Below are 18,362 nucleotides of genomic sequence, written 5' to 3'. Positions count from 1 at the left end.
GTCAGGACCGGGACCGGGCGCCGCACTCGACCACGGCCGGCGCGGGAGCGGTCGGCCTGCGCAGCAGGAGCAGGGCCGCGTCGTCGTGCAGCCGGCCGCCGACATGGGCGAGCAGTTCGTCGTGCAGGGCCGTCAGGGTGTGCGCGGGCTCGTCGCACAGATGGCGCGCCAGCCGCTCGGCGAGCGGGTAGAACGCGCGGTCGCGGTCCCGGGCCTCCGTGACACCGTCCGTGTAGAGCAGCAGCTGGTCCTCGTCGCCGAACGGCAGGGTCTGCAGGGCGGGGACCTCCCCGGTGAGGGCGCGCAGCCCCAGCGGCGGGGCCGGACAGGCGGGCTCCACCGGTACGACCGCCGAGCCGCGCACCAGCAGCGGAGGCGCGTGCCCGCAGTTGACCAGCTCCAGCTCGCCCGGCCGGGGGTGCCCGGCGACCACGGCGGTCACGAAGTCGTCGCAGCGGAGATTGCGCGCGAGACTCCGCTCGATCCGGTCCACGACGGCGAGGAGATCGGGCTCCTCGTACGCCGCCTCGCGGAACACCCCGAGCACCAGCGCGGCGATCCCGACCGCGGGCAGCCCCTTGCCGCGCACATCGCCGACGATCATGCGCACCCCGTACGGCGTGGGCACCAGGGCGTACAGATCCCCGCCGATCCGGGCCTCCGCGGCGGCGGCGCTGTAGCGGACGGCCACCTGGAACGGGCCGACCGTCGCCGGTACGGGCTGCAGCAGCGCGTGCTGGGCGGCCTCGGCGACCGAGCGGACGGCGGCGAGCACCCGTTCGCGCCGCCCGCGCAACGCGCTGGCCAGGCCGCTCGCCAGGGTCACGGCCACCAGCGCGGAGAGCACGGAGGCCAGCTCGTGGCCCGGCGCGTCGTCCCGCACGCCCAGCATCGCACCCAGCACCCCGGCGAGGAGCCCGACACAGAGCACCCCGCGCGGCCCGCTGGTGGTGGCGGCCAGCGCCGGCCCGGCGGCGAGCAGCGGCAGCCAGGTCAGCCCCGCTCCGCCGAGGAGGCCGACGACCACGATCGCGGAGACGATCAGGACGGGGAGCACGGGAGTACCCGAGGCCAGCTGCGCGGCGACCCGGCCGCGGGCCGTCCTCTCCGGGGCGGACGCCCGTCTCCCGGTGGACCGGATCGGCCCGTGGTCGCCGCCGAGCTCTCGGGTATGACTCATGTATCGCCCGCCAGTCCTCACCTGTGCGCGGAGCATTGCGCTCCGGAAATGTCGTTTATTGACCGCTTCATCCAGGAAAGAGGATCGGCTCGGGCGCCACAAGGAGCCGGTTTTCAGATAGTGAGCGACAGCCCCCTGGTCACCCGGTTCGCGGTGGGCAGCAGCCGTGCCCGGACCTCCTCCAGCCGGGAGAGCCGGTCCGCGCGCAGCGAGACACCGAGCGAGCCGAGCGTGTCCCCGCTGTACACGGGCACCGCGATGCAGACCGTGCCGAGGGCGTACTCCTCCAGGTCCGTGACGGCCGGTGCGACGGGGGAGGAGTCCAGGCGCCGCAGCAGCTCAGGGGCGTCGGTGATGGTCCGCGGGGTCAGGTCGGCCAGGTGGTGCCGGGAGAGATAGTCCTTGCGGGACTCCGCGTCCAGCTCGCGCAGCACCGACTTGCCGAGCGCGGTGGCGTGCCCGGCGTCCTCGAACCCCACCCAGAGGTCGACCCGGGGCGCCCGGGCGCTGTCCACGATCTCGGCGACCCGGATCTCGCCGTCCTCGTAGAAGGTGAGATAGGCGGCGCTGGTCAGCTCGTCGCGCAGCGCGGCGAGCGTCGGCCGGACCCGGCTGAGCAGTGCCTGCCCCCGGCCGGTGGAGTGCAGCGCCTGCACCTTGTCCCCGAGGACGAAGCCGCCGTCGGCCAGTTTGCGCAGGTAGCCGTCGTGGACCAGGGTCCGCAGCAGGTGGTAGGCGGTGGCCAGCGGCAGCCCCGTCTCGCGGGCCAGCTGCTTCGCGGGCGCGCCGTTCTCGTGCGCGCCGACCGCCTCCAGCAGGCGGAAGGCCCGCTGCACGGACGTGATGAGCGTGGGGCCGGGCCCGTCGTGCGCAGCCATACGACCAGCGTGCGCCGGGTGCGCGGCACGGGCAAGCCCCGCCGTTCCCGCCCGCCCGTTCCCGTCCGCCCGTCCGCCCGGCCCGGCTGTTCCCGCCCGGCCGGGCCGTCCGGTCCGCCGTCCCGTCCGCCGGTCACTTCCACCCGTACGCGTACGCGGCGACCCAGGTGATGTCCAGCTGGGCGCTGCTGCCCGGCGCGGCGCCCGGTCCCGCCAGGGCGCTCTCGTTCTGCAGCACCCAGGACAGCGGCCGGTCCGGCACGTCCCGGGTGTCGTGGCCCACCTGGCGGCCGTCCACGAAGAAGCGCACATGGCCGGGCGTCCACTCCGTCGAGACGGTGTGCCACCGCGTCCAGTCGTCGTCACCGGGGAAGTAGCCCTGCTCGCCGCCGCCGCAGGGATGGTGGAAGGCGGTCAGGTCACCGGTCCACTCGCCCTCGGGATGGTCCATCTCGCAGCCCCCGCCGTAGTGCAGCCAGGCGGACTTGTAGCCCGGGGCAAGCTTGGTCACCTTGATACGGGCGCTGTACTTGCCGTACTTCATCTGCATGACGGCACGCGGTACCACCGCGGCGGCGTGCACGGGGCCCCCGTCGGCGGGCCGCCACATGCGGATGAACATCCGGCCGTCGCCGTTCTCCGCAGGGCCCACGCTCACGGTGTCCTCGGGGTGGTAGACGCCCACGACGTCCCGGCCCCGGTCGTTCGCGGTGTCGCGCCAACCCGTGGGGTACGCCCACCAGTTGTCGCGGTACGTCCCGCGCAGGCCCCCGCAGTACGCGGCGGACGTGTCGACCTCGTGCGCGCAGTCGCGGAACGCGCCCAGCGGCACCCGGTCGCCGTCGAAGTCCTCCGCGAGGACCTGCCAGAAGGGCCCGCAGTCGCCCCGGGGCAGCTCGGTGCCCGCGGTACGGCAGGCGTCGGCCGAGACGGGCGCTCCCTCGGCCCGCGGCACCCCGACGAGCGCCACCAGGAGCATCAGGCTCACGGAGGGCCACAGTGCCCGTCCGCGACGTTTCGGTGCGGCGTGCGAACCCATCGGAGACGCCCCCTTCGACCCACTGCGGTATGCGTGGTGCGAGGGAGCATCCTCACCGCGGGCCCGCCCCGGCGCCATCCCCGGAACGGGCCGCCCGGCGGAGCGCGGCCCTCCGTTGGTGAGGGAGCCGGAGGTGTCGCCTCCGCGGAACTCGGTACTCCGCACGGTGGCAGGAACCGGTCGACCGTCCCCGGAGGCGATCATGAGCGACGAGAACAGGGCGGACGACGCCTACCGGCCCACCCGCGGCGACGAGGAGCAGGAGGACGCCGCCCCGCTCGATCTGCAGAACGCGCTCGACGAACGTACGTACGACGATCTGCTGGACGAGGGCTACTCCCCGCCGGAGAAGCCCCTGGGAGTGACCAGGAGCGGCACCACGGCGGCCGAGCAGCGCGCGGGGGAGTCCCTGGACGACAGGCTGCGCCAGGAGACCCCCGACGTGACCGCGCCGGCCGGGGACGGCATCGGCGACCTGCCGGACGGAGAGGGCGAACCCCTCGACCCGGAGGCGGGCTCCGGCCGCGCGGGCCGCCTGGTCGCGCCGGACGAGCGCGCACGCGCACACCACCAAGGGGCTCGTCGCCGAGGACGCGGGCGTCGACGGCGGAGCCGCCGGCGCGGAGGAGGCGGCGATGCATGTCGTCCCCGACGACCGGCTGCCGTGACCGGCCGCGGGGGACATGGGCGCCACTTGTGACGGGGATCACATCCGAGGGAAAACCCGTCGCGTGAGCCCCGCGTCTAGTCGGTGTGAGATCGATCAGGAAGGCACCGGCGGAGCCTGACGAGGAGCGTCTCGTCCGGCTCGTGGCCAGGGGCGACCGGGCGGCGTTCGAGGAGCTGTACCGGCGTACCGCGCCGTGGCTGGCGGTGCGGCTGCGGCGCCGCTGCGCCGACGAGCAGATCGTCGCCGAGGTCATGCAGGAGACGTATCTGGCGGTCTGGCGCGCGGCCGGCGCGTTCGCCGGGGCCGCGGTCGGCGGGACCGCCGTCGGCTGGCTGTGGACCATCGCGGCCCGCCGCCTCGTCGACGCGTTCCGCCGCCGGGCCCATCACGCGGAGCCGCCGCCCGCGGCCGCCGCACAGCCCGTGGCACCCGCCGCCGAGGACGAGGCCCTCGCGGCGACCGTCGGCGGTGACGTCGGGGACGCGCTGCGCCGGCTCGCGCCCGAACTCAGGGAAGTACTGCAGGCCATGGTGCTCGACGGACTGACCGTCCGGGAGACCTCGGTCCTGCTCGGCGTGCCCGAGGGCACGGTCAAGACCCGCGCCCGCAGGGCCCGGACCGAGATGCGGAAGGCCCTGGCATGAGCGTGGAACACGCGTCGGCGCGGCTCCTCGACGGGTACGCGCGCGGCGACACGGACATCGCCGCCGACGAGATGTGGGCCCTGGAGGCCCATCTGGAGGCCTGCCGCACCTGCCGGGACCGCCTGTCGGCCGCCGCCGCGACGGGCGCGCCCGCTGTGACGGCACTGGTCGGCACGGTCTGGTCCGACCTCGCGCCGCAGCTGGCCGCCGTCCCGCCCATGCCCCGCCGCCGGCGCTGGTCGGCCCGGCTGTCGCGATGGCTGACCCCGACCATGGCGCCCTGGCTGGCCATGGTCATGAGCGTGACCCTGCTCGCGCTGCTGTTCGACCTCGGTGACCCCGGCACCGGCCTCGGCTCCGGCCAGGGCTCCGGCGGCGTGTCGCCGGTGCTGCTGCTCGCCCCCGTCCTGCCCGTGCTCGGCGTCGCGGCGTCGTGGTCGCGCGGCCTGGACCCGGCGTACGAGCTGACGGCCTCCGTGCCCCGGGCCGGGCTCCCCCTGGTGCTGCGGCGCACCACGGCCGTGCTCGCCGTGGTCGTCCCCGCGCTGCTGGCGGGCGGCTGGCTGACCGGGGTGACGGCCGCCCAGTGGCTGCTGCCCTGTCTGGCGTTCACGACGACGACCCTGGCGCTCGGCGGAGTCGTCGGCGTCACCCGCGCCGCCGTCGCGCTGATCGCGGTGTGGGCCGCCGTGGTGCTCGCGCCGACCCTGGCCACCAGCCGCACGCCCTACGCCCTGCGGACGGACGGCCTGCCCGTGTGGGGCCTGATCCTCACCCTCGGCGTCGGTGTCGTCATCGCCCGCAGGGGCGCGTACGCCCGGCTGGGGGCCCATCGATGACCGAAGTGACGACCAGGTTCATGACCGAACGGAAGGAACATCACGTGATGTCCGCGGTGAGCGCGGCCGATCTCGCGCCGACGCCCTACGCCTGGGAGATCCGGGCCACGGGGCTGAAGGTGCGGGTCGGCCGGAAACGGATGGCCGTCGACGGCCTCGACCTGTCGCTGGGCACCGGAGTGCACGGCCTGCTCGGACCCAACGGGGCCGGCAAGACCACCCTCATCCGGGCGCTGGCCACCGTGCTGCGCCCCGCCGAGGGCACCCTGGAACTGCTCGGCGAGTCCACGGGAGGCCTCGGCGAACACCGGGCGCTGCGCCGCCGGATCGGCTATCTGCCCCAGGAGTTCGGCTACTACAAGCGGTTCACGGTGCGCGAGTTCGTCGAGTACATGGCGTGGCTGAAGGAGGTCCCCAAGGCGGACATCCCGGCGGCCGTGCAGCGCGCCGTGGAACGCGTCGGCCTCGCGGACCGCGCCGACGACCGGATGAAGTCGCTGTCGGGCGGCATGGTGCGGCGCGTCGGGATCGCCCAGGCCATCGTCAACGACCCCACGATCCTCCTCCTCGACGAGCCCACGGCCGGCCTCGACCCGGCCCAACGACTGCGGTTCCGCGAGCTGTTGCAGGAACTGGGCACCGACACCTGCGTCGTCGTGTCGACCCATCTGGTGGAGGACGTCGCGGCCGCCTGCACCGACGTGGTGCTGTTCGCCGAGGGCCGGCTGGTCTTCCAGGGCACCCCGGACGAACTGGCCGCCGCCGGCGGACCCGAGCACGTGGGCGACAGCCCCCTGGAGCGCGGCTACTCGGCGCTGCTCGACCCCCGGCAGGGAAGGGGCACCTGGTGAACGGCCGTGTCCTGCGCATCGAGCTGAGACGCTCCGTAGCCCCCTGGGCCGGCGCCGCGACCCTCGTCCTCGCCCTGGCGTTCCTGTACCTGCTGAGCGACCCGTGGTGGAAGGGCGCCGCGCCGTGGACGAGCCAGTGGACCTCCATGGCCCTGTGGACCCGCTTTCTGCTGGCCTTCGTCTGGCCGCTCGCCCTGGCGCTCGGCGCCCTCCAGGGGCTGCGCGACCACCGGTCGGGCATCTCCGAGCTGCTGACGACCACACCCCGCCCCGCCCGGCACCGCGCGGCCACCTCCGCCGGCGCGACGGCGATCACCCTGACCTCGGCCTTCGCGCTCGTCGTCCTCACGGGCGCGGTCCAGGTGACCGGCGCCGAGTACACGCACCTCGGCTGGCTGCCGATCTCGCTGGTCGGCGCGCTGGCGCTCCCCGCGGGCGCCCTGCTGGGCATGGGCATCGCCCGGCACCTGCCCTCCCCGCTGACCCCGCCCGCGCTGGCCGTGGCCGCGTTCGTCTTCGTCAACCTGCTGCGGATGTCCACGGACTCCGGACTGCCGACGGCGGTCGCCGCACCGACCCGGGTTGCTCTGCTGTCACCGATGACGGCCGAGGTGCGGAACGTGTTCCTCACCCTCTCCGCCCCCGTGCACCTGGGGCAGACGGTCTGGCTGCTCGGCATGGCCGTGACCGGCCTCGCGCTGCTGGCCGCCGCGACGCCGCGCGCCCGGCTGCTCGCCCTCGCCCCCGTCCTCGCGGGCGCGGTGCTCGCCCTGTTCCTCCTGCCCGCCGACCCGCGCCGGGCGTACGTCGTCGACGAGGCCGCCGCGGCCCAGGTGTGCGACGGCCCGGTGTGCGTGTCGGCGGCGCACCGGGAACGGCTGGCCGACCTCACGGGCCCGGGGAAGAAGACGCTCGGCCTCCTGCGGAACGCCCTCGGCGCCGAGGCGCCGACGACCGTCCGGGAGAACACCGCCCTGCGAGCGGTCCTCGCTCCGCCGAAGCGGTCCCGCACGGCCGTGCTCGTCGACTTCGACGACGACGTGTTCGCCGACGCCCGGGGCGAGCGGCTGACACGGGCCCTCCTCGGACAGGGCCTGGTGCCGGTCTGCTCCGCCCGCAGTGCCCAGGAGAGCGGCACGCTCGGCGAACTGGCCGCGCAGGGCGTCGTGGCGGGCTGGGTCCTCGGGGACCTCCGGCCGATCGAGGGCTCCCTGCACGCGACGGGCGACCAACTCGACATGGCCCGGCCGGTATTGGAGGAGCTCAAGGCACTGCCGTGGTCCGAACAGGTCGCGCGCGTCCGGAAGGCGCACACCGCCTCCGTGGCCTGCTCGGGAGACCCGCTGGACATCCTGGACGGCGGTACGGCCCGATGAGATGGCTGACGCTGTACGCACGCTCCCGGCGGATACCCGCCTCGCTCGCCGTGGTGGTGGCGGGCACGGTGGCGGTCTGGACCCTGGCCGCCCCGGACGGCGGGGGGTCGGTCGATCCGCGGATGTCCGTGCTGGTCCTCGTCGCGGCGGTGACAGCCGCCTCGGTCGGGCTCGGCGGGCAGGATCTCGCGCTGGACCGCACCGCCGGGATCGGCTGGCGGCCCCGCAGAGCGGCACACGTCCTGCTCATCGGCACGGTCGCCGGTGCCGTGCTCCTCGCGGTGCAGACGCTGGGCGGGGCGGAACTGGCCGACACCGCGTTCGTCGTCCGCGACAGCGCGGGGCTGACGGGCCTCGCCGCCCTGGGCGCGGTGCTCTGCGGGGCCCACCACGCGTGGACCCTGCCCGTCGCCTGGCTGTCGCTCACGGCCTTCACCCCGGCCCCGACGAGCCTCCCGTCCCGGGTGGCGAGCTGGATGCTGCTGCCGTCAGGCACGGCCACGCCCACCTGGACGGCGCTCGCCCTCGCGCTCACCGGCACGACGGCGTACGCCTTCGCGGGCCCGCGACGGTAGCCGGGCCGGGAGCGACCGCGCGGCCCCGGGGGCGCGTCGGCCGTCCGGCGCGGTCAGGCCCAGACGATCTCGAAGTATCTGACGCGTGCGTCCGCCCCGGTCGGCCGCATCCCGGCCGCCGTCATGACGTGCTGGGACGCGAGGTTGTCGTGATCGGCGTCGCCCCTCACCCGGGTGGCGCCGTGCGCCCGCGCGAACGCCAGCAGCGCACGGAGCGCCTCGGCGGCGTAACCCTTGCCCCGCGCCGCCGGGACGAGGCCGTACCCGATCGTGACGCCGCCGTCCGCGTCCATGGGGCCGTGGAAGCCGAGGCCGCCGATCGCCCGCCCGTCCTCGCGCAGGCGGAGTTCGAACACACCGAACGGCCTGGGATCACCGGCGTGCGCGCAGAGGTCCAGGAAGCGCCCGGCGGCGAACACGTCCCCGTCGGCCGGATAGCCGGGTGCCCACCGGGCACCCTCCGGCGGCTCGCCCGTCACCAGACGGGCGGCTTCGGCGGCGGTCAGCGGATGGAGCACCAGCCGCTCGGTCGGAAGATCGTCCATGGCGGTCAGATCCAGGTGGGGAGCCACATGCGGACCTGCCAGTCGGGATACGGGATCGTGAGCCCCGTGTAGATCGGGAAGAAGTAGATGAAGTTCCAGGCGATGAGCAGGACCAGCGCCCCCGCCACCATCGCCCCCCGCGCCCGACGGTCGGCGTCCGCGCCCGGCGGTCCCAGCAGCGCGCCCAGGGTCATCGCGACGGCCAGACACAGATACGGCACGAAGACGACGGCGTAGAAGGAGAAGATCGTGCGGTCCTGGTACAGGAACCAGGGCAGATAGCCCGCGGCCACCGCGCAGAGCACGGCGCCCGCGCGCCAGTCGCGGCGCAGCGCCCACCGGAACAGCAGATACACGAGGGCACAGCACGCCGACCACCACAGCACCGGCGTGCCCAGCGCGACGATCGCCTGCGAGCAGCCGGTGATCGCGTGGCAGCCGGCCTCGCCCGGCTCGGGCGACCGGTAGGAGAACAGCACGGGACGGCCGAGGACGAGCCAGCTCCACGGGTTGGACTCGTACTTGTGGAAGGCGTCCAGGTTCACGTTGAACCGGTAGACGGCGGACTCGTAGTGCCACAGGCCGCGCAGCGGTGCCGGGATCCAGGACCAGACACCGCCGCGGCCGTCCGCCCAGTGCCTGCCGTAGCCGTCGTCGGACAGGAACCAGCCGGTCCATGCCGCCACGTACGTCACCACGGCGACCGGGGCGAGCGACAGCGCCGAGAGGCCGAGATCCTTGCGCAGCACGGCCCGGTACGGCCGGCGGGCCCCCGCGACCCGGCGGGCGCCGACGTCCCACAGCACGGTCAGGACCATGAGGAAGGCCAGGAAGTACAGACCGTTCCACTTGGTGGAGGCGGCCAGGCCCAGACAGACACCGGCCGCGAGCCGCCAGGGCCGCCACCCCGTCCCGGCACGGTCGCCGGTGTCCGCGTCCGGGCGCACGCGCCCCTCCCCGTCCACCGGCAGCGCCGCCGCCAGCCGGGCCCGCGCCCGGTCCCGGTCGATCAGCAGACAGCCGAAGGCCGCCAGGACGAAGAACATGACGATCAGGTCGAGCAGCGCGGTACGGCTCATCACGAAGTGCAGGCCGTCCACCGCCAGCAGCGCACCGGCCAGACAGCCCAGGAACGTCGAACGGAACAGCCGGCGGCCGATACGGCACAGCATCAGCACCGACAGCGTGCCCAGCACCGCCGGCATGAAGCGCCAGCCGAGCGGCTCCAGACCGAACATCCACTCACCGAGGGCGATCACCCACTTCCCCGTCGGGGGGTGCGCGACGAAGCTCCCGGTGTCGGAGAGCGGGATCACCTGGGGGTCGGCCAGCACCTGGGGGTCGGCGATCTTCCGGTCCGGCCAGGTGCCCTCGTAACCGAGCCGCAGCAGCGACCAGGCGTCCTTGGCGTAGTAGGTCTCGTCGAAGGCGAGTTCGTGCGGCCGGTCCAGGCGCCAGAAGCGAATCGTTCCGGCCAGCAGGGCTATGAGCAGCGGCCCCACCCAGTCCATCGCCCGCGCGATCCGGTACGCCGGCTCCGGGCCGAGTCCCACGCGCTCCCACAGCCGGGTCGCCGGCTTCGGGAAGGGCGGCACCAGCCGTTCGCGGATGTCGCTCGGAGGGCGTCCGGCGTACCCGAACCGGCGCAGACGGTCGGTCCGGTCGAGGGGCGCCGTCGTCGAACGGGTGCCGTGGAGCATCGCGGTGGGGGAGTCCTTCGAGAGTGCGGGCCGGGTGCGCCGCCGGAGGTCGGCACTCCGGAGATCGTAATGCGCACCCGCCCGTTGAGCGGATCGACACCGAACGGGACCGGCCCACCGCCGAGTTCACGACGGCGTGCGTCACGGGCCCGCACGACGGGCCCGTACGACGGGCGCCGCGCGCGCCGTCCGGCCGACGGCGGTCGCCCGCCGCCGGTCGCCCCGAATCCCGGATGCGGCGCGGTCCGGCGGCGTGCTGGGATGCCTCGCATGAGCGAGACGCTGCACACCCGGATCGAGCGGTACTACGCCACCGTGCCGTCGCTGTTCGCCGACGTCGAGGACTTCGGCCCGCTGCGCCTGTTCGTACGGAGGGAACCGGGCGCCCCTTACTACGGCGGGCCCGGCCACGCACAGCCCGTCGCGGGGCGGGAGCCGGCGGTCACCGCCGCCGACATCGCCCGGGTACGGGCCCGGCAGCGCGCGCTCGGTGTACCGGAGGCGTTCGAGTGGCTGGCCGAGTCGGCGCCGGCCCTGCGCGCCGTGATCACGGCGGCCGGCCGGACGGTGCTGGAACGCCCGCTGCTGGCTCTGGACCCCGGCCGGGTGATCGCCCCGCCCCCGCTGCCGCACGGCGTGACTCTCCGCGCCCTGACCGCCGCCGACCCCGCGCTGCCCGCCGCCCTGGCCCTGCCACGGCTGGCCTTCGCCGAGCCGGGCACCACGGTGGGTGCGGCGGGCCCGGCGGAGTTGTCGGCGGTGGCCGAGGAACTGATCGCGGACGGCACGGTGGCGACCGTCCGCCCCGCGCTGCGCGCCGGGCACAAGGTGCTCGTCGCCGCCGTAGCCCCGGACGGTACGCCGCTGGCCGTCGGCCACTACCACCCGGCGGACGGCACCACCGAGATCGGCGGCATCGGCACCCTGCCCTCGGCCCGCCGCCAGGGCCTGGCCGCCGCCGTCACGGCCGCCCTGGTGGACCACGCCCGGGACCACGGCGTACGCACCGTCTTCCTCGCGTACGCGGAGGACGCCGTGGCCCGCGTGTACCTCCGCCTCGGCTTCCGCCCCGCCGGTCGCACCCTGCTGATCGCCGACCAGCCCGCGCGCTCGTAGGTCCGGCCCGTGCGCTCCTGGGTGATCCGTGCCACCAGGCCGCCCGCCGCGTGGCTGGGCCGTTCGCGGGTACTCGGGACCGCGCCGCGAGGTCCATGGGGCCGACGGGTACGGATGGCGGCAGCGTTGCATCCAGGAGAGGAGCGAGGGACATGGGACACGGTGGAGACGTCATCGCCGAACTGACCACGGACCACGGGGAAGTGGAGGAGATGTTCCGGCAGATCGAGGCGCTGCCCTCCGGCGACGCCCAGCGCAAGCACTACGCGGACAAGGTCACCATCGAACTGGTGCGTCACTCGGTCGCCGAGGAGGCGTACCTCTACCCGGCGGTCCGCGAACACGTCCCGGACGGTGACGCGATCGCCGACCGGGAGCTGGCGGACCACGCGGAGGCCGAGCGCACCCTGAAGGCGCTGGAGCGGTGCGAGGCCGACGACCCGGACTTCGACCTGCTGATCGCCCAGCTGACGACCGAGATCAGGGCGCACATCCAGGACGAGGAGAGCAACCTCTTCCCCCGGCTGCGCGCGTCGTGCCCGGCGGAGGCCCTGAACACCCTCGGCGACAAGGTCCGCACCGCCAAGAAGACGGCGCCGACCCGGCCCCACCCGGCGGCCCCGGACACCCCTCCGGCCAACAAACTCCTCGCCCCGGGCATGGGCCTCGTCGACCGTATGCGCGACGCGCTGACCGGCCGGGGCAAGGACGGCTGAGCGACCCCGACGACGGTCGGCTCCGCGCCGGTGACGGTGACCCGGACACAGGTGTGGGAAGCCGAGGCGGGGGGACTTGATGGGCAGGCCGGGTCCGACGGCATTCCCCTGGGGGTCGTCCCGGCCCAGGCTTCTCTGGTTCTGACCACGTGCCGGAGGAGCCGTCCCCCGGCCGGGGCCCCGCACCTTCACCCGGGACCTGCACTCAGGACCTTCACCCGGGATCTTCACCCGGGATCTTCAGAGGCCGCCCTGTTCGCAGACCCGGCGGGCGACGTCGCGGAGCTTGATGTTCTTCTCCTGCGAGAAGCGGCGCAGCACGTCGAAGGCCTCCTCCTCGGTGAGGCGGTGGGCGCCCATGAGGATGCCCATGGCCTCGCCGATGACGTGGCGGGTGGCGACGGCCCGCTCCAGCTGGGCGTGGGTGCGGGCGCTGGCGAAGGCGACCGCCGCGTGGGAGGCCAGCAGCCAGCCCGCCGTCTCGCTGACCTCGGTGAACGCGCCCGGCCGACGGGAGTAGAGGTTCAGGGCGCCGAGATCCTCGTCCTCGGTGAAGAGCAGGAAACCCATCATGCTGCCCACCCCGAGGCGGCGGGCCCGGGGGGCGTAGGCGGGCCAGCGCGGTTCCTCGCCGGAGAAGTCGGGGATGCGGAAGACCCGGTCGCCCTCGGAGCTGCGGGCGGCGTCGAAGCAGGGCCCTTCGCGAAGCCGTTCCTGCAGTGCGTCGCTGTCGATCACCAGCTGGTCGGTGGGGGCCAGTGTCTCCACCGACGAGCCGTGCAGCACCAGGATGCCCGCCGCGTCACAGCCCTCCACCAGCTCGATGGCCGAGGCGGTGATCCGCTCCAGAGTGGCGGCCACGGAGGGCTGCGCCAGCAGATCCCGCGCCATCGACGCCATCTGCTGTGCGAACCGGTCCCAGTCCACACCCGTCCTCCGCTCCACCCTCGTCCCGACAGTCCTCGTATCCAGCCTCGCACGCGAGCCCCGTACGGAGGCGGCAACGACAGCCGCCTTCCCGCGCGGCGGCGGCCCATGCCTCCGACCGGCACCGGCCAGGATCACCATTGATGAATTCCTCAGTCGTGTGGAGTGCGCCGACTGAGTGATCGCCGGCACGGCAGCCGGAATGACCGCTCGCCTGATCGCTCGCCTGACCGCTCTCCTTGCCGGGGCGGCGTCCGGTTGTTATCCGGTACTTATCCGGGTAGTAAACGGTCATTGTCGATTGATATCGCTCAACTTAGGCGCTGTTGATGGGGCGTCAATACCCTTCGGATACCGCGCGTCACCGACGAGACGCATGTCGGGCCATGTTCAGCAGGGGGGACTCATGGGATCCGTTGAGCGGCCGCGCCGCATCGTCGTGCCACCGGGCACCTCCGTCGGGCCGCACGCCCCGCGCGTCGCCGCGCCCCCGGCGACCGGACCCGCCGCCACCCGGGAGTTGTTCGCCACCCGGACACCGGAACTCCTCGGCCGGGTGCGCCGGTTGGACGCCGCCGTCGACGACGCCGCGGTCCAGGACATCGCCGCCTGGCTCCGTGAGGAGTACGTCGGCCGCGGCGCGCCCGTCCCCGTGGGATACGTCGCGCCGTGTCTGCTCGGCTCCCCCTACGTGGACCACCGGCTCGGCCTCGACGGACGCATTCTGGGCCACTGCGCGGCCCACGACGTGATGCCCCCGCCCTTCGACGCCGCCCGCATGCTGGCCCGCTCGGGCGCGTACGCGTTCGTCGAGGTGTACACGGACGGGCTGGTCCTGCCCGTGCTGCCCGACGGCGGTGTCGTCAGGCCCTGAGCCGGCGGACCGGCGGACCGCGCTCCACGAGAACGGCACGGCACGGCATGGCACGGAACGGCCCGGAACGGAGACCCGCGTGAGCGAGATCAACCTCAACCCCATCCTCCACAGCATCGACAACCTCGAACGCCAGCTGAAGAACTCCGTCCGCTCGCTCGGCGGCCAGATCGAGCAGGTGGACGGTGAGGTCCGGGAGGTCAGAGCCGTGTCGGCGAAGACCCGGGACCGGCTGGAAGTGCTCTACGAGAAATTCCTGGAACACGTCGGCAGAACCGAACGCATCGCCGCCGCCCAGCGCGCGGAGACGCGGATCGTCGGGATCAACGACGAGATCGAGCACAAGTACGGGCATCACAAGGTGGTCCGCCGGACCGCGATCGGCATCCTCCAGACCTTCGACGCCGGGCTCGCCCAGGAGAAGACGGTCCGGCAGCTCAGCGAAGAGCTGATGCTGCAGACGTCGCGTTACTGGCTGGCACCCGCCCTGGTCGGCCTGGCGGCGTGGGCGGGCGACGACGAGGAGCTGTGCGCGCGGGCGGTGGAGGAGGCGTTCAGACGCTCGACGTCGAAGACGTCCCTGTTCTTCGCGCTGACCCTCCGCCGCCAGGGCCGGCAGGAGGCCTCCGTACGCTGGCTGCGGCACTATCTGGAGGGACAGGACCCCCGGGTCCTCGGCCGGGAGATCCAGGTCGTCCTGGAGTGTGTCGCCCAGGGCGCCTTCGGCCCCGAGGGGCGTCAGTTGCTCAGCCGCACCCTGGACGAATGGCGTCGGCGGCTGCTGGACGACGAGGCCGTGCGCGCGGCCCAGGTGGGACGCTGGCGGCAGGAGATCGACTCCATGAAGGCCCCGTCGGCCGAGGACGACTTCCCGAGGCTGGCCGCCGTCTGCCCCCAGTGGCCGGTGCTCGACGACCTCCTCGCCCGCGCCCGCGCGCACGAGGCGCTGCTGAGCCGCTTCCGTTCCCTCATGGAGAGCGAGATCCTCCCGGCGCCCAACCTGGAGGACACGGTCGACGACATCCTCGACGCCCTGGTCAGCAACTCGGACGAGGAGGAACTCCCCCTCCAGCGGAAGCTGTTGCTGAACGAGGCCATCGTGCGCCACGAGGGCGACGAGGAGGCCGCGCGGCAGGAGGCGGACATGCGGTCCGAGGCGCTGGACGAGACCCGCAACTACCTGAGCGTGCAGTCGGTCGCGGCCCTCGACCCCACGGCCGTGGGCGCCTCGCCCGCCGCGCAGCGACTGGCCGTCGCCTCGTGCCAGGAATGGTTCGCGCAGGCGCACGCCGGGTTCAGCCGCGACTACCGGGCCGCCATGCCCCCCAAGATCGAGATCTCCCTGCGCAACACCTACGGCGTCGGCCACGGCACCCAGCGCTTCAAGCTCACCACCTGGACCAAGCCGCTCACCGACGATCTGCCGGAGCTGGAGGCGTCACTGACCCGGCACTGGACCGCCTATGTGGAGATGTACATCAAGTCGCTGGCCTACAACTACACCAATCAGCTCGCCCTCCTCGGCGCCGCCGTCGCCGCGATCCTGATCGTCTTCCTCGGGGTCCACGTCGGGTTCGCCGTGCTCGCGGCGATCGCCGTCGGAGGCATCTGGGGCATCGTCCTCCACAACCGCACCGAGGCCGGGCGCACCGCACAGGAACAGGCCCGTGAACTGCTCGGCCGGCACATGCAGGACGCCCTCGGCCGGCTCAGGGGCGCCCACGCCGAACTCACCGACTGGCAACAGCGTTACTGGGCGGCCGACTTCGTGGAGGCCGAGGCCCGCAACTTCATCGCGTCCCTGAACACCGCCGCCCACGCGCCCGCCACCTTCGAGGGCCGCGTCGTGGGCGCCGGCGACTGAGCCGACCGGGACCGCCGAGAGGAACCCATCATGAGCGACGACCTCCCCTTCTCGCCGGACTCCACGCCCCCGTGGCTGAGGCCCGAGATCCCGGAACATCTGCGGCCCTTCGCGGCGCCGCCCCGGCCCACCCGGGCCCCGGCCGTGCCCGACCAGCGGGACGCCGATGCCGCCCCCGGGCCCGTACCGCCGCCTCCGGCGCCGGCGCCGCCGTCCGAACCCGCTCCCTGGGCCTCGGCCACGTCACCGGCGCCGGGGCCGCCCGCGCCCGATCCCGTCACCCGGCGGCTGCGGCGGACCGTCACCGACCTGCCCGCCTGGGACCCCCTGCCGCCCGGCGAACAGCTCGTGCGCCGCCCGTCGAGGGACCTGTGAACCGCGCCCGGTGGGGAGGCGGGAGCGACTACCAGATCTGGGCCAGGACCCTGGACCGGTGGGCCGACGGCGACCGCACCGACCCCCTCCACCTGCCACCGCTGGCCGCCGACGACCTGCCCGCCGACACCTGGCAGCGGCTGCTGACCCGGATCGCCTCCGCCGTCGACCGGCGGCTGCAGAGCGGACTCGACGTGATGGTCCGTGAGGTGAACGACGCCTCCGACGAGTTCTCCGTCGGACGTGCCCTCACCCGCGGCCGTGACGTACTGCGCTCCGTCCGCTCCGTCATCACCCACACCAGCCTGCCCGCCGACTTCCGCCGCCGGATGGCGAGCCTCATGGACGAGCACACACGGCGGCTCCAGGAGGACCTCGAACGGGGTGTGCAGTCCCTGCTCGCGGACGGCGCGGACCCGCACGCCGTCGAGGCCCGCCGCCGCACCCTGCGCGACAACCCCCTCACCGCCGTGCTGTCCGAGCCCTCCGCCCCGCCGCCCGCCGGCTGGTACGAGCCGACCGGGAGACGACGCATCGTCACCCCCGACTGACGGCACCCCCGACCGACGTCACCCCTGCCCGACGGCATCACGAAAGAGCGAGCCCACCATGGCGAACTACGCCGACAGCAAGCGTGACCTGGACAACTACCTCACCGCGCGGGTGCCCGTCGTCGGACTGCGGACCATCGAACAGGCCCGCGCCCTGCGCATGCTGAAGGAGGTCGCCACCCAGCCGAGACGCGCCAACCAGCAGTTCTGGATCCATACCAGGGCCACCGGCCTGCGCGATCTGCGGTCGGGGGCGGCCGTCCTCGACGACCGCTCGCTGACCGGCGCCATGGACTTCGCCGCCGCCCAGTTCAGTGCCCGTCCGCACGCCACCCTCGTCCTCGTCGACCCGGGGGAACTGGAGTCGGACACCCCCTTCACCCGCAACGTCGCCGAACTCGCCCGGATCGCCGACACCCACGCCGGATGCGTCGTCCTCATCACCGACAACCCCATCTGGAGCGGACTGCAACGCCTCGGCATGAGCCTGCAGTTGGACCTGCCGAACGCCGACGAGATGTATGCGACCATCAGCGGCTTCCTCGGCGACCACCGGGGCGTCGTCTCCATCGCCTGGACCGAGCACGACGCCCGCCGGGCCGCCGAGTTCCTCCAGGGGGTCACCGAGGGCGAGGCGGTGAACCTCCTGGCCACCCTCATCGCCAAGGGCTCGGTGGAGGCCGCCGACGTCCTGACCCTCGCCGGTTCCAAGGACCGCATCTTCAGCAATCTCGCCGGTCTCGAACGCCTCGCCCGCAAGGACGTCGACTACTCCGTCGGCGGACTCACCAGCCTGCGCGGCTGGCTGGAGCGCAAGCACCGTCTCATCCACACCGACCTGCGCGGCACCCAACTGCGCCCGCCCCGCGGTGTCCTGCTCGTCGGCGTCCCCGGCTGCGGGAAGTCCCTGTCGGCGAAGGCCATCGCCCAGCAGTGGCAACTGCCCCTGTACCGACTGGACATGGCCAGCATCCACGGCCGCTATCTGGGCGAGTCGGAGGGCCGGATGCGGGAGGCGCTGGACGCCGCCGACCGGGTCGCCCCGTGCATCCTGTGGATCGACGAGATCGAGAAGGGACTCGCCGGCGCCCACGACAGCTCCGGCGTGCAGCAGCGCATCATCGGCCAGTTCCTGTTCTGGCTCCAGGAGTCCGACTCCCGTGTCTTCGTCGTCGCCACCGCAAACGACGTCCGCAGTCTGCCGCCCGAACTGCTGCGCAAGGGACGCTTCGACGAACTGTTCTTCGTGGACCTGCCGGACGACCAGGACCGCAGGGAGATCATCACCCTCTACTACCGGCGTTACGTCAAGGCCGAACCCCACCCGGACCAGCTCGACCGCCTAGTGGACCTCTCGGAGGGCTTCGCGGGCTCCGACATCGAGTCGGCGCTCCACGACGTCGGCGCCGAGGTCCTGCTCGGCGGCGGCGCCGACCGGCTCGACCCCTCGTTCGTCGAGGACACCTTCGCCAACACGGCCCCGCTCAGCCGCAGCAACCCCGAACAGATCGAGGAGATCCGCGCCTGGGGCCGCGAACGCGCGGTCCCCGCCGGCCGGTCCGCCGTCTCCACCGCCACCCCCGGCGCGGGCACACCCCGCAGGGTCGTGGTCCTCGGCGACACCTGAACAGCCCGAACAGCC

The 18,362-nt window shown here is 73.6% G+C and carries 18 protein-coding genes and 1 pseudogene; 13 read left to right on the top strand and 6 right to left on the bottom strand.

All coding sequences use genetic code 11. From position 1 onward, the window contains the following. Nucleotide 1: 1 nt before the first annotated feature. From J8M51_RS09810 to J8M51_RS09800, 3 genes are all read right to left on the bottom strand, one after another. Nucleotides 2-1,180: a PP2C family protein-serine/threonine phosphatase gene (locus J8M51_RS09810; RefSeq protein WP_236067241.1), complete on the bottom strand. Its 1,179-nt coding sequence runs from the start codon at nt 1,178-1,180 to the stop codon at nt 2-4. A 113-nt stretch (nt 1,181-1,293) separates the two neighbouring features. Further along, nucleotides 1,294-2,058: an IclR family transcriptional regulator gene (locus tag J8M51_RS09805; RefSeq protein WP_267299108.1), complete on the bottom strand. Its 765-nt coding sequence runs from the start codon at nt 2,056-2,058 to the stop codon at nt 1,294-1,296. A 133-nt stretch (nt 2,059-2,191) separates the two neighbouring features. Beyond that, nucleotides 2,192-3,037: a glycoside hydrolase family 16 protein gene (locus tag J8M51_RS09800; RefSeq protein WP_236067253.1), complete on the bottom strand. Its 846-nt coding sequence runs from the start codon at nt 3,035-3,037 to the stop codon at nt 2,192-2,194. Nucleotides 3,038-3,299: 262 nt separating this feature from the next. Between J8M51_RS09800 and J8M51_RS09795 the strand changes: the two are divergent. From J8M51_RS09795 to J8M51_RS09770, 6 genes and pseudogenes are all read left to right on the top strand, one after another. After that, a pseudogene (locus tag J8M51_RS09795) lies at nt 3,300-3,765 on the top strand (DUF5709 domain-containing protein). Between the two features lie 85 nt (nt 3,766-3,850). Further along, nucleotides 3,851-4,411, top strand: a complete 561-nt coding sequence (locus tag J8M51_RS09790; RefSeq protein ID WP_086760761.1) for an RNA polymerase sigma factor — start codon at nt 3,851-3,853, stop codon at nt 4,409-4,411. After that, nucleotides 4,408-5,250, top strand: coding sequence for a zf-HC2 domain-containing protein (locus tag J8M51_RS09785; RefSeq protein ID WP_086760760.1), 843 nt, complete (start codon nt 4,408-4,410; stop codon nt 5,248-5,250). The genes J8M51_RS09790 and J8M51_RS09785 overlap by 4 nt, the downstream gene beginning before the upstream one ends. 20 nt (nt 5,251-5,270) lie before the next feature. Then, nucleotides 5,271-6,101 (top strand): ABC transporter ATP-binding protein, encoded by an 831-nt coding sequence (locus J8M51_RS09780; RefSeq protein WP_179203347.1) that lies wholly within the window; start codon nt 5,271-5,273, stop codon nt 6,099-6,101. Further along, the gene (locus J8M51_RS09775; protein WP_086760759.1) at nt 6,098-7,477 is read left to right on the top strand and encodes a hypothetical protein; all 1,380 of its coding nucleotides are present in this window, start codon (nt 6,098-6,100) and stop codon (nt 7,475-7,477) included. The genes J8M51_RS09780 and J8M51_RS09775 overlap by 4 nt, the downstream gene beginning before the upstream one ends. Beyond that, nucleotides 7,474-8,052, top strand: a complete 579-nt coding sequence (locus tag J8M51_RS09770) for a hypothetical protein (protein WP_086760757.1) — start codon at nt 7,474-7,476, stop codon at nt 8,050-8,052. Before J8M51_RS09775 ends, J8M51_RS09770 begins: the two co-directional genes overlap by 4 nt. Nucleotides 8,053-8,105: 53 nt before the next feature. Here the strand turns inward: J8M51_RS09770 and J8M51_RS09765 are convergent, their stop codons facing one another. Both J8M51_RS09765 and J8M51_RS09760 read right to left on the bottom strand, forming a co-directional pair. Next, complete coding sequence (locus tag J8M51_RS09765) at nt 8,106-8,597, bottom strand: GNAT family N-acetyltransferase (protein WP_086760765.1); 492 nt, start codon at nt 8,595-8,597, stop codon at nt 8,106-8,108. 5 nt (nt 8,598-8,602) lie between these two features. Continuing rightward, the gene (locus tag J8M51_RS09760; protein ID WP_086760755.1) at nt 8,603-10,297 is read right to left on the bottom strand and encodes a dolichyl-phosphate-mannose--protein mannosyltransferase; all 1,695 of its coding nucleotides are present in this window, start codon (nt 10,295-10,297) and stop codon (nt 8,603-8,605) included. A 270-nt stretch (nt 10,298-10,567) separates the two neighbouring features. Here J8M51_RS09760 and J8M51_RS09755 point away from each other — a divergent pair, with 270 nt between their 5' ends. Both J8M51_RS09755 and J8M51_RS09750 read left to right on the top strand, forming a co-directional pair. Beyond that, a complete protein-coding gene (locus tag J8M51_RS09755) occupies nt 10,568-11,413 on the top strand; it encodes a GNAT family N-acetyltransferase (protein ID WP_267299107.1) in 846 nt (281 codons plus the stop codon). Nucleotides 11,414-11,565: 152 nt separating this feature from the next. Beyond that, entirely contained in the window at nt 11,566-12,129 is a 564-nt protein-coding gene (locus J8M51_RS09750; protein ID WP_086761201.1) for a hemerythrin domain-containing protein, read from the top strand. A 240-nt stretch (nt 12,130-12,369) separates the two neighbouring features. Here J8M51_RS09750 and J8M51_RS09745 read toward each other — a convergent pair whose 3' ends face one another. Then, complete coding sequence (locus J8M51_RS09745) at nt 12,370-13,029, bottom strand: GAF and ANTAR domain-containing protein (protein ID WP_086761203.1); 660 nt, start codon at nt 13,027-13,029, stop codon at nt 12,370-12,372. Nucleotides 13,030-13,462: 433 nt separating this feature from the next. Here J8M51_RS09745 and J8M51_RS09740 point away from each other — a divergent pair, with 433 nt between their 5' ends. The 5 genes from J8M51_RS09740 to J8M51_RS09720 all read left to right on the top strand — a co-directional run bounded on the left by J8M51_RS09740 (nt 13,463) and on the right by J8M51_RS09720 (nt 18,347). Continuing rightward, nucleotides 13,463-13,930: a hypothetical protein gene (locus J8M51_RS09740; RefSeq protein ID WP_086761199.1), complete on the top strand. Its 468-nt coding sequence runs from the start codon at nt 13,463-13,465 to the stop codon at nt 13,928-13,930. Between the two features lie 79 nt (nt 13,931-14,009). Next, a complete protein-coding gene (locus J8M51_RS09735; RefSeq protein ID WP_086761197.1) occupies nt 14,010-15,794 on the top strand; it encodes a hypothetical protein in 1,785 nt (594 codons plus the stop codon). Between the two features lie 30 nt (nt 15,795-15,824). After that, nucleotides 15,825-16,169 carry a hypothetical protein gene (locus tag J8M51_RS09730; RefSeq protein WP_086761195.1) on the top strand — a complete coding sequence of 115 codons (345 nt, stop codon included), beginning with the start codon at nt 15,825-15,827 and terminating at the stop codon, nt 16,167-16,169. After that, a complete protein-coding gene (locus J8M51_RS09725; RefSeq protein ID WP_086761193.1) occupies nt 16,166-16,720 on the top strand; it encodes a hypothetical protein in 555 nt (184 codons plus the stop codon). Before J8M51_RS09730 ends, J8M51_RS09725 begins: the two co-directional genes overlap by 4 nt. A gap of 58 nt (nt 16,721-16,778) precedes the next feature. After that, entirely contained in the window at nt 16,779-18,347 is a 1,569-nt protein-coding gene (locus J8M51_RS09720; RefSeq protein ID WP_216586808.1) for an AAA family ATPase, read from the top strand. Nucleotides 18,348-18,362 lie beyond the last annotated feature (15 nt).

Origin of the sequence: Streptomyces griseiscabiei (genome assembly GCF_020010925.1) — a bacterium.
Classification (GTDB): Bacteria; Actinomycetota; Actinomycetes; order Streptomycetales; family Streptomycetaceae; genus Streptomyces; species Streptomyces griseiscabiei.
The sequence above is the reverse complement of the archived record's forward strand: the minus strand, read 5'-3'. Positions and strand labels throughout refer to the sequence as shown.